Origin of the sequence: Nostoc sp., from assembly GCF_036917135.1 — a bacterium.
In the GTDB taxonomy this organism is placed as follows: domain Bacteria; phylum Cyanobacteriota; class Cyanobacteriia; order Cyanobacteriales; family Nostocaceae; genus Nostoc.
Window position 1 is genome coordinate 1 of the sequence record NZ_JBALEA010000082.1, and the last position, 16,743, is coordinate 16,743.

Annotated in this window: 12 protein-coding genes; 7 read left to right on the top strand and 5 right to left on the bottom strand. The window is 42.8% G+C overall.

Translation table 11 applies throughout. The features are described 5' to 3' along the window. Window positions 1-215: 215 nt before the first annotated feature. The 4 genes from V7K50_RS25905 to V7K50_RS25920 form a co-directional block, all read right to left on the bottom strand. A complete protein-coding gene (locus V7K50_RS25905; RefSeq protein WP_334965141.1) occupies window positions 216-1,472 on the bottom strand; it encodes a lactate racemase domain-containing protein in 1,257 nt (418 codons plus the stop codon). A gap of 2 nt (window positions 1,473-1,474) precedes the next feature. After that, window positions 1,475-2,311: an SDR family oxidoreductase gene (locus V7K50_RS25910; RefSeq protein WP_334965144.1), complete on the bottom strand. Its 837-nt coding sequence runs from the start codon at window positions 2,309-2,311 to the stop codon at window positions 1,475-1,477. Between the two features lie 395 nt (window positions 2,312-2,706). Beyond that, complete coding sequence (gene uxaC / locus V7K50_RS25915) at window positions 2,707-4,128, bottom strand: glucuronate isomerase (protein WP_334965146.1); 1,422 nt, start codon at window positions 4,126-4,128, stop codon at window positions 2,707-2,709. A gap of 83 nt (window positions 4,129-4,211) precedes the next feature. Next, window positions 4,212-5,240: a LacI family DNA-binding transcriptional regulator gene (locus V7K50_RS25920; protein ID WP_334965148.1), complete on the bottom strand. Its 1,029-nt coding sequence runs from the start codon at window positions 5,238-5,240 to the stop codon at window positions 4,212-4,214. A 411-nt stretch (window positions 5,241-5,651) separates the two neighbouring features. Here V7K50_RS25920 and V7K50_RS25925 point away from each other — a divergent pair, with 411 nt between their 5' ends. Further along, window positions 5,652-6,068 carry a hypothetical protein gene (locus V7K50_RS25925; RefSeq protein ID WP_334965150.1) on the top strand — a complete coding sequence of 139 codons (417 nt, stop codon included), beginning with the start codon at window positions 5,652-5,654 and terminating at the stop codon, window positions 6,066-6,068. 839 nt (window positions 6,069-6,907) lie between these two features. Beyond that, window positions 6,908-7,159 carry a DUF7219 family protein gene (locus V7K50_RS25930; RefSeq protein ID WP_334965152.1) on the top strand — a complete coding sequence of 84 codons (252 nt, stop codon included), beginning with the start codon at window positions 6,908-6,910 and terminating at the stop codon, window positions 7,157-7,159. A 64-nt stretch (window positions 7,160-7,223) separates the two neighbouring features. On the opposite strand, the gene V7K50_RS25935 is transcribed toward V7K50_RS25930, so the two are convergent. Next, entirely contained in the window at window positions 7,224-8,255 is a 1,032-nt protein-coding gene (locus V7K50_RS25935) for a VOC family protein (RefSeq protein WP_334965154.1), read from the bottom strand. Between the two features lie 556 nt (window positions 8,256-8,811). Here V7K50_RS25935 and V7K50_RS25940 point away from each other — a divergent pair. The 5 genes from V7K50_RS25940 (at window position 8,812) to V7K50_RS25960 (ending at window position 16,430) form a co-directional block, all read left to right on the top strand. After that, the gene (locus V7K50_RS25940) at window positions 8,812-9,432 is read left to right on the top strand and encodes a DUF3859 domain-containing protein (protein ID WP_334965156.1); all 621 of its coding nucleotides are present in this window, start codon (window positions 8,812-8,814) and stop codon (window positions 9,430-9,432) included. Window positions 9,433-9,437: 5 nt separating this feature from the next. Beyond that, window positions 9,438-11,336, top strand: coding sequence for an asparagine synthetase B family protein (locus V7K50_RS25945; RefSeq protein ID WP_334965158.1), 1,899 nt, complete (start codon window positions 9,438-9,440; stop codon window positions 11,334-11,336). Continuing rightward, entirely contained in the window at window positions 11,324-12,607 is a 1,284-nt protein-coding gene (locus V7K50_RS25950) for a diaminopimelate decarboxylase family protein (protein ID WP_334965160.1), read from the top strand. Before V7K50_RS25945 ends, V7K50_RS25950 begins: the two co-directional genes overlap by 13 nt. A gap of 47 nt (window positions 12,608-12,654) precedes the next feature. After that, window positions 12,655-13,920 carry a hypothetical protein gene (locus V7K50_RS25955; RefSeq protein WP_334965162.1) on the top strand — a complete coding sequence of 422 codons (1,266 nt, stop codon included), beginning with the start codon at window positions 12,655-12,657 and terminating at the stop codon, window positions 13,918-13,920. Window positions 13,921-14,441: 521 nt separating this feature from the next. Next, a complete protein-coding gene (locus V7K50_RS25960) occupies window positions 14,442-16,430 on the top strand; it encodes a S8 family serine peptidase (RefSeq protein WP_334965164.1) in 1,989 nt (662 codons plus the stop codon). Window positions 16,431-16,743 lie beyond the last annotated feature (313 nt).

The following is a 16,743-nucleotide window of genomic DNA, read 5'->3' on the forward strand; positions in this document are numbered from 1 at the left end:
TACTTATTACTTATTACTTATTACTTATTACTTATTACTTATTACTTATTACTTATTACTTATTACTTATTACTTATTACTTATTACTTATTACTAGCATTGCGTGAAGCACGTAGCTCTAAACCCATTTTTTCGGTAAAATCTTAACCTGCAATTGCGTAGGCGTAGCCCATCGTAGATATCGCTGTCTATGATTTAGTTACCTAAAAATTTCTCTAACTTAAACGGTACAGTATCTCGCCAGCCTTTGGCACAAGCAAGATGCCTTCATCTTCTCGGTTAGCCCATTCTGCTGGTTGAATAGTAGCCGGATCTCGATAGTTCAAGTTATGAGCAGCACAGCGTTCAGCAGAAATACCAGTAGCTAAAGTGACGCGAATCCGCGCTTGTTCTCCTTCTATCGGATCAAAAGTACCCATCCCCTTTAAGTGAGTACTATGTGCCAGCACTCCAGCAGGATACTCTTGGAATTTATGCCACTGTTTGAGGAAGTAATCCCGGACATGATAGCCAACTTGGAATAGAATTTCGCCGTATGTATAGCTAAACTCGGTAATGTGAGGAGCATATATAATTACTTCACCTCCGTCGGCCACTACTGGCTCTAACTTGTACATTCCTTTTGCCGCAGTCCAGATATCATCATACATTTGGGGCATTACTGAAAGCACTTGTTTAAAAGGCTGATGGACATATTTAATATGCAATTTGGCTGATAATTTTGCAGCAGCTTCCCAGGCTGATTCTGGTTGATCGATATAAAGTCCAGCCAACTGATTTGTTTTGGGTGCGACCACCATCGCCAAACAAAGCTTCGGGGTAGAAATTAGGCTAGCGGCTCGGTTAATCAACCGCCGAACTGGTGTTATGCCCGGTGTACCAATAATTTCGTAACAGGTGATTAAAGCACCTAACCAATGTGAGAGATTAATTACTTCCTGGCCACTAATGCCGGGAAAAAAATATTTATTCCCACCGGAGAAACCGACAACTTCGTGGGGGAAAACCGGGCCGCAAATCACGATTAAATCATAAGCTTTTACAAGTTTATTAACACGCACCTCAACTAACTGATGTAGCATTCCACCGCTAATTTCTGCTATTTCATCTGCCGAAATGACTCCATAAGAAATAAAGGTATCTGGATCATTCCAAAGGTGGTTAAAGATGCGAACTTTTTTAAAAGTTGTCTCTCGTTCTTCTGGTGTCACTCCCACCAAGTGATTGATTTGTTCTTCACTCATGGGATTATGTGTACCCAGAGCAATTAAAAAATCCAGAGATGCAACCCTTTTCCCCAACTCCTGATGAAGTAATCGAAACATTTGCGGGATGGGAGCAGTGCGGGTACTATCTGGAATTAACACTAAGATGCGCTGTCCATCAAACTTAGTATCTGCTAAAGCTTGATGAACTAGCCCGGAAACTTGCTCATCTGAAAGTGTCCCGTTATTTACAGCCAGTGAATACATGATTAAACTCCACTGTAGATACTAAATCCACCATCTACCGGCACGACTACCCCGTTGACGAAACTAGAACCAGAACTACATAACCAAATCAAGGTACTGAGTAATTCATCTGGTTTTCCGAAACGTCCGGCGGGCGTGTGGTCAATGATTTTTTGCCCGCGTTCTGTTAAGCTGCCATCAGAATTTAGGAGTAAATCCCGATTTTGTTCCCCAATAAAGAAACCTGGCGCGATCGCATTTACTCGCATTCCATCACCATACTTTTGGGCGAGTTCTACGGCTAGCCAGCGAGTAAAGTTATCTATCCCCGCTTTAGCGGCTGAGTAGCCAACCACACGGCTAATCACCCGAATGGCAGACATAGAAGAAATATTGACAATGCAACCGTGGGGTTGACTTCTTTCCACCATTGCTTGACCAAAAACCTGACAAGGCAGTAGAGTGCCGAGTAAATTGAGGCTAACTACTTCCTCAAAAGCTGCATCTGGCATATCAAAAATAGTAGCACCAGGAGTAATTGTGGCAGCAGGAATATTACCGCCAGCCATGTTTACCAAGATGTCTATTTCACCCCAATGCTGTAGGATAACATCTCTGGCCATTTCTAATTGGGAGCGATCGCTAACATCTGCTACCACAGCGATACTTTCTCCACCATTAGCAGTAATTTCAGCCACCACCGCACCCGCTCGTGCTTCATTGCGACCCAAAACGACGATTCGCGCTCCCGCAAGAGCCAAACCCCGTGCCATAGCCCCACCAAGCACACCAGAACCGCCTGTGATTACTGCCACCTGCTCCTTTAAGCTAAAAAGTTTATTTAAAATCAACTCTGGCATCAATAGATTCCCCCGCTCATTTAAATTCGTAATGAAAAAACTCAATATTTAATCTGGGTTTACAGGTTTATTGTGTAGCTAGAACTAACCATTTTCAGGTAGGTAAAAATTATCCAAAATTAATTCCTCTTATCTCTGTGTTCTCTGCGCCTCTGTGGTTAAATAACTTATAATCCCATACAGTTCAGTTAAGCTCCTCTTCCTTCTCTTCCTTCTCTTTTTTCTCTTTTTTCTCTTCCTTTGCGTCCTTTGCGTCCTTTGCGGTTCGTTAAAAAAAATCACTTTTACAAAGAGTAAAGCCTTAACTGAACCGCATTGACTTATAATAAAAAAAGAGATTTTACAAGTCACCTTGAAAGGGCTAGTCCTAATAGCTTGATTTTGGAAAATTGGTATTAGTCCAACTTATAAGCAACCTTAGCAAGGTCATAAGCCAAAGCACGAGCCATACCATACCCTTCCTCTTCTTCAACCAATCCCCGTGCTACCAATCCAGCCAACCAATTACAAGCTATCCGCCGCCAGACATTGTGACGAGCCGGAATCGAAACAAAAGCCCGTGTATCATCATTAAACCCAGCTGTATTATAAATTCCAGCAGTTTCCATTACCTGATTGAAATAACGCTCCATACCATTTAGGCTGTCGTGAAACCACCAAGGCGGCCCAAGCAATACAGTGGGATAATGACCAGCTAACGGAGCCATCTCTCGGCTGTAAGTGCTTTCATCCATACCAAAAATGATTAAATGAAAACGCGGATCATTGCCATAAGCTGACAACAACGGACGCAGATTTTGAGTCCACTCTATTTTTAGGGGAATATCAGCACCTTTATCAGATCCAAATCTCTCAAATAAAGCCGGGTTATGGTTACGCATCACACCGCAATGCATTTGCATTACCAAGCCATCTTCCACACTCATCCGCGCCATTTCCATGAAGATATGACCGGTAAAATGTTCTACATCCCCTGGATTCAGCTTCCCGATTAATGCTCTAGCAAAAATAGCTTCCGCTTCTTGGTCAGAAAGGCGTGTGGTATAAGGTGTAGCTGCACCTTGATCGGTAGCTGTCGCGCCCATTTTTTTAAAGAAAGCTCGACGTTCTTCTATAGCTTGCACAAAATTGGCATAAGTGCTAATTTCTCTACCAATAGTGCTTTCCAATTTGGTCAGATTTTCACGCCAACCAGGAGCATCCAGATTAACCACTGCATCGGGACGAAAGGTTGGTCTAATTTGAGTAAAACCTGATTCGTGGAGCGATCGCTGATTCTCTAGGTTATCACTAGCTGCATCGGTAGTACAAAGCACTTCGATGTTAAAGCGTTTGAATAAAGCACGAGGGGAAAACTCAGGTAAGGCTAACAAACCTTCCAGATAATCATACATACGTCCGGCGTTGTGAGAATTTAAAGGTTCATCCACCCCAAAGACGTTAGTTAGTTCTTCTTTCAGCCACAACCCGGATGGAGTACCCTGAAATAGATAAAAATGGTCGGCGAACAATTGCCAAATTTTGCGGTGGTCGGTTTCGGCTGGTGAACCATCACTAGTAGGTATGCCCAAAGCTTGCAGAGATACGCCCCGACTGTAGAGCATACGCAAAAGGTAATGGTCAGGAATAATCAGTAATTCCGTTGGTGAACCAAAACGGGCTGCGGGATTAGCTAACAAGACTGGATCTACGTGACCATGTGGGCAGACCAGAGGTAACGCAGATATGCTGTCAAAAAATTGATGGGCTAGTCGTCTTTGAACTGGTTCTGGAGAAAAGCAGCGATCGGCAGATAAACTCGGTTTTTTGGTTAACATAATTTTTATTTGGTTAAATTTTTTTAAATTATTTGTGGTTATTTATTACAGTGCTTTTCAAGTAATTGAACTTACTCCCCATCTCAGTTGTGTAATGCTGCACTACTACCACGCTGTACTAGGAAAGGAGATAAAACGCGGTTTTCCACAGTTTTTTCTTCTAATAAATCGAGTAACATTTGCATAGCATAGCCACCAATTTCTAACATTGGCTGGCTGACTGTGGTCAGCGCTGGCGTAACGTAACAACCCAGAGCAATACCATCAAATCCCACGATGCTTAAATTTCGCGGTACTAAAATGCCTAGTTCTTGGCAGGCTAACAGAGCGCCAATTGCTACCATGTCGTTATAACAAAAGATGCCTGTCACTTCCGCACTCAATAGTTTAGAAAGCATATTTTGTCCGGTGGCAACATCGCTTTTTCTGGTATCATATTCATCACTAATTGAAACCCAATCAGTATTTTGGATGATGCCAGCTTCCGCAAGAGCTATTCGATATCCTTCTAGGCGTTGCTGGTTTGACCGACTGCGATCGCTTACACCCAGATAACCAATAGCGGTGTGTCCCAGACTGATTAGATGCTCTACGGCTAATTTAGCACCTAAGCGATCGTCTATTGCCACTGAGTGAAATATTTCCGATTGATCTTCGGTCTGGCTATTAATCAGAACTGTTGGCACATCAATTTGTGTGAGTTGTTGGATATGTTGTTTACCAATTCGTGAGTCGGCCACTAATATTCCGTCAACTCTACGGCGATGAAAAGTATCAATAGCTGCCATTTCCTGCTCAAAATCTCGGTGTGAAGCACTTAACAAAACACTCAAGCCTGCGGGTCTAGCTATCTTCTCAATTCCCTCTACTACCTCAGCAAAAAAAGGATCTGCGATTGAAGTTACTACCACACCAATGGTATTAGTACGTTTATTTTGCAAGCTTTGAGCTATAGCATTTGGCACATAGCTCATCTCCTGCGCTAGTCGCTTAATTTCTTCTCTTACTTTCGGGCTAATTAGAGCGTTATCTCGTAAAGCGCGTGAAACTGTAGAATGAGAAACACCTGCTCTCCGAGCAATATCTTCAATTGAAATTCTTCGTTTATTCATTTTTAATCTGAGGTTTTAATCTTGCACACGTGTGCAACTGTATGTATTATAGAAAATAATCGTTATTTGTCAATAAATTTTAATACAACTCACATTTTGCAGGTAAAAGTCAGGAGTCCTGACTTTTACCTGCGTCCATAACTACAACTACGAGTTACAAATTACGAATTAGTTTAACTTTTCTTAATAACAAAGATGATTAAGCAGCCAATGATTATTCTGATAATGGGTGTATCTGGTTTTGGCAAAACCTCTACACATCCTATATTGGCAAGGCTTTGAGCGGCAATTCTATTTTCACTACTCAAAGGACTGATCCCTGGTTAATTTTTTAGCGATCGCGCTACTCAGTGAAGAGTCAGACAATCTACTGGACAGTAAATAACTAGAGTGAAAGGTAAAAACTAAAACATGAATCAACCAATTGTTTGGGTACATGGAGATTGCCTCAGTCCATATAACCCTGGATTGCAAAAATACCCCGATGCGCCAGCTATTTGGGTTTGGGATGAGGCTTTGATAGAGGAATGGCAATTGAGTCTCAAACGTCTCGCTTTCATTTACGAGTGTTTGCTAGAGTTACCCGTTGTTATCCGTCGTGGCGATGTGGCACAAGAAATTTTAGCTTTTGCTCAAGAACATGATGCCAATTTAGTTGTCACAGTCGCTAGTCCCAGTCCCCAGTTTGATCATATCTGTAATCAAATGGAGCCTTCTATAGCAGTGGAAGTGCTAGAGGTAGAACCATTTTTTGATTATGACGGCTATATTGACCTCAAACGGTTCTCGCGCTATTGGAAAGTGGCTCAAAATTATGTTTTTGAATAAACCTCTTTAGAAATAAGACTTACGTAAATCGGTGAGAATAAATCAGACTAGATTACAGTAAGGGACTTCCAACAAATAAATTACCCAATCTTGTGGGGTGGGCGTCTCGCCATTGGTGTCAACATGAAGGTGAAATCTTCTGACTGTATGAGTTTTGCCCTCACCCCCAGCCCCTCTCCCATTTTGGGAGAGGGGAGCAAATTCTCTAGTTCCCCTTCTCCCAACACTACGGTGTACACACAAGTCATAGAATTGCCTAAATGCATAATTTCGCGCGCTGTACACACCCAGCCCGCCAACGGTTGTAAACCGTTGTCTAATAGCCAAAGTCATCTAAAAGATGACTAATATTGTCGGCGTGGGAGTCCATTAAAATGTACTTGTGCTGTTAGCCAGCGATTTAAATCGCTGGCGGGATATGGGTTTAACCAACTTGTGTGTACACCGTAGCCAAGCTAGTAGGGTTGGGGCTGGGGGTTAGGTCTGTATTCCATGCAATTGAGAACCGCTATACCTGACTTCTACGTTAAGTTGACACGAATGATTCATGAATTGTGCCTATAGCGTGCCTGTCATCATCAAAGAATAATTAATACAAGCCTGAAAACACTTTTTTTGCTAAGAGTATATAATACTAATTTATACAGTACGTAGGTATTAAAATTATGAATTATTGGTTAAATCTTTTTGCCTCTTGCCTCTTGCCTCTTTCCTACTGCTATATATTATATTTAGCTAAAATATTCACTTCTTCAGGAATTGGAATTTTTTAGTGTGTATTTACACATAGAGGAAAACCCAGTTTAGAAATTTAACAAAAAATTACTGAGAGCAAATTGATGACAGAATCTAACTCGCAAGACAAAAACAATTTTCTTTACCCTCGTAGCCAATATTATGGTAAGTTTCAGCCAGAGAACTTAGTGTTTAATGCCAATCTCCAAGAATTTTCCCAAAGAATTAGTTACATCACTTGCCTAGAAACAGCCGGTAAACTGTCTCAGGAAGAAGCTTACCAGCAAATTAAGGCACTTTGGAAACAGTTGAAACATAGCAAAAAGCAACTGGCTGTTGGTGGAAATGAAATTTAAACTAAATTGGGCATTGGGCATTGGTTCATCTCCCTCGTCTCCCTCACTCCCCTTCTTGCACTAGTTAATTAGCTTCTAGCAAAGTCCAGAAGTAGCCATCTGGTGCAATGAAGGAGAAACTCGTCTCGCCAAATTCATTAGTCATGATGTCTGTAACTTTTTGTGCAGTACTCGCCTTGATGCGATCGCAATACCCCTGTATTCCCTTAACCCGATAGGTATATAAAGACATACCCAAGCTACCTGGTTGGGCTGCCTCAAAGCGCGATTCTAAACTAATAGATTCTGGGAATCTAATGATATAAAGTCTACCACTACGTGCAGCCATCAGATCAGATTTAGAAGAACGAGGATCATCAAAGTTAGTGACAATAAACTTCTCACCAGGGTTAAGGTCAAAAATATCTCGACCGGCTGGCGAAGATTCATAAGTAGTTTCCACATCATCACGTACACGCAGCAAACCCAAAACTTCTTCATAAAACTTCAGGGTTTCTTTGCTGTCATCCTGAACGATGATTCCTATATGGGTAAACTGACTAGTCTTAAGTGCCGCATTCTGGTTAACTTGTCCGTAATGCGGTAGGGTATAGCCAAACCGTTGAAATAAAACCTGTCGAGCGAAGGGTTGGAGTAGCAGCATTTCTCGCACACCAACTGCTGGCTCAATAAAAGGACGGCTTTTTCTCTCTTTGTTGTAGATGACTTCCCAATAAGGGTTAGTATACCTAATAGGGAAACCCGCGGATTTTGCATCTTCTATATGGTTTAAAACATTTAAAACATCCGCCGTTAAACTTGTCGCCCAGCGATTTCCCTTAATTTTCATTGACGCTGTTCCCAAACCTTCATGGGTGGGATTTTGCCAAACCATCAACCGAATCAAACCATGATCTGCATTTTGGTGATAAAGGCGAATTGAGCGTAAAGACGAATTGACTCCATATAATTGATGGGCGACATCTGCGGTTAATTCACCAATTTCACCAATGCGATAGCCAAATTGTTCCCAATACTGAATTGCAGAAATTGGCTCTGGAATGCCGATGCAGACTTCATAGATCCCTTCAATTTTCGTTTGTTGTTCGTGAGTCATAGGAATTTGGGATTTTAGATTTTAGATTGGGTCAAAATCAATTGCTCGTTCCCATATAGCAGTTATCATTTACGTGAGGTACACCCGTAGGGGCACGGCATTGCCGTGCCCCTACACCTCGTGATGTAACCTTGTACTGCATCTGAATGGGAACCGCTATACAAAGCCGGGGAATGGGTGATTACGGGCTGGTGCCTCTAGTAATATATATTGAGTCAGAGACTCAATGAATGCATTCCCACGCGGAGCATGGGAACGAGGGATGCGGTGGGAGTATTTCAAAAAAGTATCTCAGAGAGAATCCGAAAAGCCACAACTTTATTTTGTAGCTTATGATGTACCTAAAAAAGTGAGATGTCTAATATAGAGTTTTTATGATTGCACGTAATTAGGGACTTCCAAAAAATAAATTACCCAATCTTGTGGGGTGGGCGTCTCGCCCGCCCTTGTATACGGGCGGGCGAGACGCCCACCCCACAATAAGTAGTTGAGTATTTTTTTATTTGTCAGTCCCTTAGCGATCGCTATAAAGTTTTTTTAACAGGAGTTAAGCTATATGCAGCGACTGACTCAAGAGCAATTATCACAAATAGTCACCGAAGTAGAAGGTCTGCAATTGCGTCGGGAAGCGGAACTAGACCAACAGCAGGTTAAAGAAATTTTACAGGAGTTGAATTTACCACCTGAGTTACTAGATGAAGCGCTGATTCAATTAAATCGCCGTCAAGCACTGGAGGTACAGCAACGCCGGAATCGATGGATTACTTCTGGAGTGGTGGCAGTTGTAGTGGTTGTCATTGCATCTACAATATTTTTCATGCAACAGCAGAATTCTGCACTTTCCCGTGTTTCTGCTCAACAAGACCACATCACTTTGACACAAGATAGTAGCGGCGATTTAAAGACAATTTCCCGCCAAACCAATCCAGAAGTCTTCTACCGTGTCACCTTAAAGGATGCACCCTTGGGTAAAAAGCTGGCTCTTTCTTGCAATTGGATTGACCCAAGTGGTCAAATTGTCAAGCAAAATAGTTATCAAACCCGCGAAATTAATACGTCTGTCTGGGATACTCAGTGTCGCTACACAATTAATCCGGCTGCAACTGTTGGCAATTGGAAGGTGCAGATGTTCCTAGAAGGTCGGCAAATTAGCGATGAAACCTTTGAAGTTAAATAGTCCAGATGGGCAACATTCCGCATCACTTTCTTGGCTATTGGGGTTATGGCGCTCAACACGAGTTGGAAGCGCTGTTAAGTAGTGTCGGGGAAAACCTCTCTCCAAACCTCTCCCCTACGAGGGGAGAGGCTTTAAATTTTCCCCCAACGCTAGTAGGGAAGGCTAGGGGTGTTTCACAGGATTTAGAAAACCTCTCTCCAAACCTCTCCCCTACGAGGGGAGAGGCTTTGAATTTTCCCCCAACGCTAGTAGGGAAGGGGGTTAGGGGGTTAGGTCTAAAAATCTGGAATGTTATTTACATCGGACTTGATGGAAATTCCCCACCGCAACAAAATCAAATTGCTGCTATCTCCGCATCAGGATTATTAACTTCACCCGATGCTTGGGTAAGTTTCCAGGAAAACAACTGCCTAATTTTAGGTAGAGAACCTTTCGGAAAGATGCCTTTGTATTGGACTCAACAAGGACAAGTAATCTGGTTTGCATCCCAACTGCAACTACTCTTACCGATTTTGCAACAGTCAGAAGTTAACATTTCTGGGTTATATGGCTATAGCTGTTTTTCCTACGTTCCAACACCCTTAACTCCGATTAATGGAGTGTTTGCAATTCCTGCGGGAACTGAATTAGTTTGGCAGAGTGATTGTCAATCAGGTATTTTGCGATCGCCTGAATCTAAAAACATCCACTCATGGCGGGAAGCGTCAGAACAGTTAATAGATGAAGCTACAGCAATTACTGAATTGCAAACTCTCCTGAAAGATTCCATTGAGCGACAGATTGCCGATTTAAAAGATGAGCCTGTTGGGGTGTTTCTCTCTGGCGGACTTGATTCTTCAGTAGTGGCGGCGCTACTGGTAAAAGCAGGGGTGAAAGTCCGCGCTTATGCTTTAGATTTTGGTGATGCAGGGATTTCAGAATATCCATACTCTGAACAAGTCGCCCAGTTTCTCAAAATTCCCCTTATTAAAGTTGCAGTCACGCCAAGTTCGATCAAGAATGCCTTAATTCCGACTGTGCAAGCGTTGGATTTGCCCTTTGGGGATGGCGTGTGTGTGCCGTTGTATCTCCTGTCAGAAAGAGCGAGTCAGGAAACTCAGGTAATTTTTAACGGCGAAGGTGGAGATCAATTGTTTGCTGGTTGGACAAATAAACCTTTAATTGCCGCAGGTGTTTATCAGGCAGAAAATCCGGCTGGAGAAGAAACTTTTATCCAGCAATATCTTCGCACCTTTCACCGTCTTGGGGGATACGAATCTCAAGTTTATCAGCCAGAGGTCTATGGACAGATCCAAAATTTGCATCCCGAAGATTGGCTGTTGGCGGCTCTCGATCGCTATGAGTGTCCATCGTTGCTGCATCGCTTGCGCCGTGCCAGTTTGATGCTCAAAGGGGCGCAGAATATTCATCCCCGTGCCACTGCATTGGGGTTTGCTCATGGGTTGTGGGTGCGATCGCCTTTTTGTGATTTACCTTTAGCTGAGTGGACATTCCGCTTATCTGGAGAACTCTGTTTGCAAGGAGCTTGTGAGAAATATATCCTCAAACGGGCTGTAGAAAATTGGCTTCCACCCGAAATTGTCTGGCGACAAAAACGGGGTATGGGGGTTCCCTTAACTTCTTGGTGCTTAAATGATTTTTGGCATCAGATCGGCACCTGGCTCAATCCTGAGATACTTCGCGCTCACAATCACTTTTATCCTCACATTGCGGCACAAATCGTTGAAGGCAAACTAGGAGCAGCTATTCAAGGACGACGGATTGGTGAAACACTTTGGTTACTTATTATGTGGCAACTTTGGCGATCGCACGTTTTAAAGGAAGAACCAAGCAAACAGTCCTGGGATCATCCCTTTTGGTTATATCGTCGGCTATGGAGGAGTTATAAGCGATGGCAAGGTTAGATAAAAGAGAGTTAGGAGTGAGGAGTGAGGAGTTAGGAGTGAGGAGTGAAAAATTAATTCCCTCATCTCTCCCATTCTCCAAGGAACTTGCTCAGGAGTTGCTGAATAACTACGGTTCTCCGCTTTATGTTTATTTTAGCGATCGCTTGGGCGAAACTATTGAGCGCATTACCAAAGCAGTCAGCTATCCCCGCACACAATTTCGCTTTGCCAGCGTTACTAATGGCAACATTGCGCTGTTAAAAATTTTTCGTTCATTTGGATGGGGACTTCACGCCAATACCCCAGGAGATATTTACCTGGGATTGCAAGCTGGTTTCAATCCTAGTGAGATTGTTTATAGCGGTAGTAATTTGAATCGGGCTGAGATGCTACAAGTCTTGAATTGGGGAGTTACAACTCTCAATCTTGATAGCCTCGCTCAGTTGCAGTTGTGCTGCGAAGTTTTGCCCAAATATATAGATTTATCTATTCGGCTGGGTTTACGCCTCAATTTGCCCGAAATTACCGGAGATAGCCGCATTGGTATACGTCCAGAAGAATTTGCTGATGCGATCGCATTAACAGGTGAGGTGGGATTAAAACTAAGTGGCTTACACTTCTATCGAGGAACGGGAACTAATGCCACAACTGCTTTTACTGAGGTGATTGATACAGTAATCGCCACAGCCCAACAGTTACCAGACTGGGAATATTTAGATTTTGGTGGTGGTTTTGGCTATCCGTATCACCACAACAAAGCAGCCTTTGACTGGGAAATATTTGGGGCGGAATTAACCGAGAGAATTACTCGTTTAGGACGGAAAATTGATTTGGTGATTGAACCGGGACGAAGTGCGATCGCAGAATGTGCCACTTTGCTAGCTCAAGTTGTTTCTGTGAAATGGCAAGGAGAAAAACAGATTGTCGGAGTTGATACCACCGTCGCTAATCTTTCAGTACCCTCAGTACACGGCGGCTACCGAGAAATCATCACTTGGAAAAAAGCAGACAATCCATTCACAACAGATATTTGTGGTAACACTACATATTCACGAGATTATCTGGGGAAAAATTGCCAACTCCCAGCCCTAGAAATTGGTGATATCGTTGCCATTCTAGATGTCGGTGCTTATGGTTATGCCATGTCGTCTCACTTTTTACACCGCCCCAAACCTGCGGAAATCTTGCTAGAAAATGGCACACATCGCTTAATTCGCAAGCGGGAAGACTACAGTGTTTTACTTGTAAATCAGGTACTTGATAGTTCCCCCCTTTTTAAGGGGGGTTAGGGGGGGATCAAGCCCGATCAATTAATAACTAACATCAAATAACCATTATGAAGTGTATTAACTGCGGAACTGACAATAAACTAAAAGACCGGACAGCTAATCAAGGTCGGTGTCTACAATGCAATCATCTCTTTGCCTTTGAACCGACTAGTATGAGTAATGTTAAAATTACTGATCCTTTTTTTGCAAAGGCGATCGCTGACATTTCTGCAAATAACACCTTATTTTTTACAGCCAAGCAACTGCTTTATTTTCTAGATAATCGTCTAAGAAAAAAGTCGAATTCAATTTCACAATTTGGCTGGTTATTTTTATATCTACCTTTTAATTTCTTCGCCTTTTCCTCAAGAATTGGTTTGCTCATAGTAAATTTTGTATTCATTTGTATATTTCTTAACCAGAGTAACTCAAATAAACTCAATAATACAAGTCGCAAAGCCAATGCTAAAAACTTACAAATTATAGGAGGAATTATTCTGGTTGGAGGAATTTCAACAAGTATTACCTCAAACTCTTTTAGCCTCTTTGTAATTTTTGTGATTATGGGAATGCTGTCTATATATTTAGGAACTCGACAGCTAGGGCGAATTGGATTCCTAACACAAGAATTTTTACTTTCACAATCTCAGTTTAAAGATTGGCTAGATCGCTGGCAGCAAATCAATGGTTCAATTCTCAAAATTCTTCCTTCACCAAACGAGGAAAATAAACCAACTACAATTAATCCTGATGTAACCGCTTACAGTTTTGATAGATTAGTCGTTTGTGATAGTGCTACTATTGCTCAACTATTAATAGCTAATAATTTTCACTTTGAAAACAACTGTGCAATTCTCAGCATTACTGGATATCCCCAAAGCATTTTTGACACCACCATGCAAATGCTGCGCCGCAATGCCGATTTGAAAGTTTATGCAGTGCATGATTGCAATCCACGAGGAATTGGTTTAGTTCATAATTTGAGAACCAATGCTAATTGGTTTCTCAATAGCGAGATTGCGATTATTGATATTGGATTAACACCACGTCAAATTATCGCAACTAAGCGCGGAATGTTCATTCAATCCTCTCCCTATTCGGCGCAAGCAGCTAAACAATTGCCTGAAGAAGTTAGTCAAAGTTTATCTGCTGAAGAATTAGCATGGTTAGAATCTGGAAACTTTGTAGAATTGGAATCTTTCAGTCCCCAAAGGATAATTAAAGTTTTGCAAAAGGGTATTGCTGGCAGTCGAGATTTAGGAAGCGATGACAGCAGCTTACTTTTAATCGGCGATACAGGAAATGATATGTACGTTGTTCAAAGTTTTGGTTAGTATTCCCATTTAAATTGTAGGGGCAATTCATGAATTGCCCCTACGTGCGTGAAAATAATGGTTTCGGCAATTGTTTGGGTAAGTCCTGATAAAACATCTTTCTCAAGTTCTAATAGACTTCTTGCATAAATCAAAAAAAGAACCCCACCCCGCCTTTGACTTACGTCAAATTCTCCCCTCCCCGCATGCGGGGAGGGGCTGGGGGTGGGGTGTTAGGGACTTTTGCAAGAGGTCTAAGGGACTTCCAAATAAAAAAATATCCAATTAACTCCTGTGGGGTGGGCGTCTCGCCCGCCCAGTCCATAGGGCGGGCGAGACGCCCACCCCACAATATTGGATAATTTATTTCTTGGAGTTCCCTAATGATCCTATAGCGTTTTTCAGTGGTATGGAATACATTTTTTTCATCGGGATGCACTGTTATAGCAATCCAATTTGATTTGAGTAGGAAATCTCACTTCTTTACTCAGAATTCAGAACTGTTTTGCCCCATGCCCCATACCCAATTAGGAGATTAAACAATGGTTCAGGTTCGCTATGGTGGACAGAACGGCCAACATTATGAATTTGCGATCAGTAACGAACACGTTGTCGTGCGTACCGAAAGCCGCAATACTGTTGTCGGTGCAAGATCCTTTGAAGTTGCACCTGTGTCACCCGCAGCTCGTAGCATCCTCAATCAATTTGAGTTAACAACTCGGTTTCGGCAAGCGGGTGTGGAAATTCTGCAAGCAAAAGTTCCGAATCAGGGTGTCGCTTTGCGCGATCGCGCCCGTGAAATTCTCAACCAAGAGTCTGAAGTCAAATTTGCCGGACGTGTCCTGATTGATCCAGTATCCCAACAACCTGTAGTTTACACCGAAAACCTCTTTGTGAAATTCCATAATGAACAAGAAGCAAGGGTCTGCCAAGAAGTCTTAAGACGTTACGGCTTAACAATCAAACGTCAACTTGAGTATGCACGAAATGCTTATTTTGTCAATGCACCTGAGAATACTGGTATAGCCGTCTTTGATATTGCCGAAAGACTTCTAAATGAGCAATCAGTTGAACTGTGCCATCCTGAACTAGCGCGTGACTCACGCCAACGTCAGGTTTTCCCGCAGCAGTGGCACTTAAAGCAAACAACAATTAATGGTATAGTAATCAACGCCCATGCCAACGTTGAGGCAGCTTGGAAGTTGAGCGATGGTACAGGGGCGATTATTGCAATTATCGACGACGGTGTGGATCTCGATCATGAAGAATTCCGTTCCTCTGGAAAGATTGTTGCCCCGTGTGATGTCACACGTAAAACGAATAATCCCAGACCGGGAAACGATAATAACCACGGCACAGCCTGTGCAGGAGTCGCTTGTGGAAATGGCAACTTTGGTGCATCTGGTGTGGCACCGGGTGCAAAACTCATGCCGATTCGTTTAGCTTCGGGGCTAGGGTCACAGGATGAAGCAGATGCTTTTGTTTGGGCGGCTCAAAATGGTGCTGATGTCATTTCTTGCAGCTGGGGGCCAGCAGATGGTACTTGGTTTGAACCAAACGATCCTGCACACAACCAAAAAGTCCCTTTACCAGATTCCACACGACTGGCTATAGACTTTGCAATTAATAAAGGGCGTAACGGCAAAGGCTGTGTAATTTTATTCGCAGCTGGCAATGGTAACGAAAGCGTGGATAACGACGGCTACGCCAGCTACTCAAAAGTGATTGCAGTGGCAGCTTGTAACGACTACGGCACCAGAAGCGCTTACAGTGACTTTGGTCAGGCGGTTTGGTGCGCCTTCCCTAGCAACAATGGCGATAGTTCTCAAACTACTGGAATTTGGACAACCGATCGCTCTGGTGTACTTGGTTATAATTCGGGTAATCGGAATCTGGGTGAAGTCGCAGGCAATTACACGAACGAATTCGGCGGCACATCTAGTGCTTGTCCAGGTGCAGCAGGTGTAGCAGCCTTGATTATTGCCAGAAACTCAAATCTGCGTTGGGACGAAGTGCGAGATATTATAAAACGCTCTAGCGATCGCATTGATCCAGATGGAGGTAAATATGATACCAGTGGTCGCAGCCCTTTCTACGGTTACGGTCGGCTCAATGCTCTCAAAGCTGTAGAATTGGCCAAGCCAGCGCAAACATCGCCCATTAGCATATTCAAAGCAGTCCAAGATATCCCAATTAACGACTTGCAAGTATCAACATTATCGCTGGCGATCGCTAATACCAGCCCGATCAAATCCATCAAAGTGAATGTAGATATCGAGCATACTTTTATTGGGGATCTTATAGTTACTCTCCTTCCTCCCGTGCAAATAGGCATACTTCCCATAGTTCTGCACGATCGCCAGGGTGGAGCTACAGATAATATTAAAACAACTTATAACGAGGTAAACACCCTTAGACTTGCTGCCTTTAAAGGTAAAAGTCCCGAAGGAACCTGGACTCTGGAAGTTACAGATAAAGCTGAGGCAGATACAGGAAAGATTCGCAGTTTCACCATTGAAATTGGATTTTAAACCAATACCCTTGGGTTACAGCTATTTTCAGGTAAATAGACCGCGCGGTAGGGGCACAGCAATGCTGTGCCCTTACGACAGATGTGGTTCAAATACATGAAAATTGCTGTAAACGCATAGCGATCGCAAAGGTTCAATCATCACATTACCCAGATTCGCAGTTTCACCATTGAAATTGGGTTTTAAACCAATACCCTTGGGTTACAGCTATTTATCAGGTAAATAGACCGCGCGGTAGGGGCACAGCAATGCTGTGCCCTTACGACAGATGTGGTTCAAATACATGAAAATAGCGTTTCTCGCTTACGTGAGG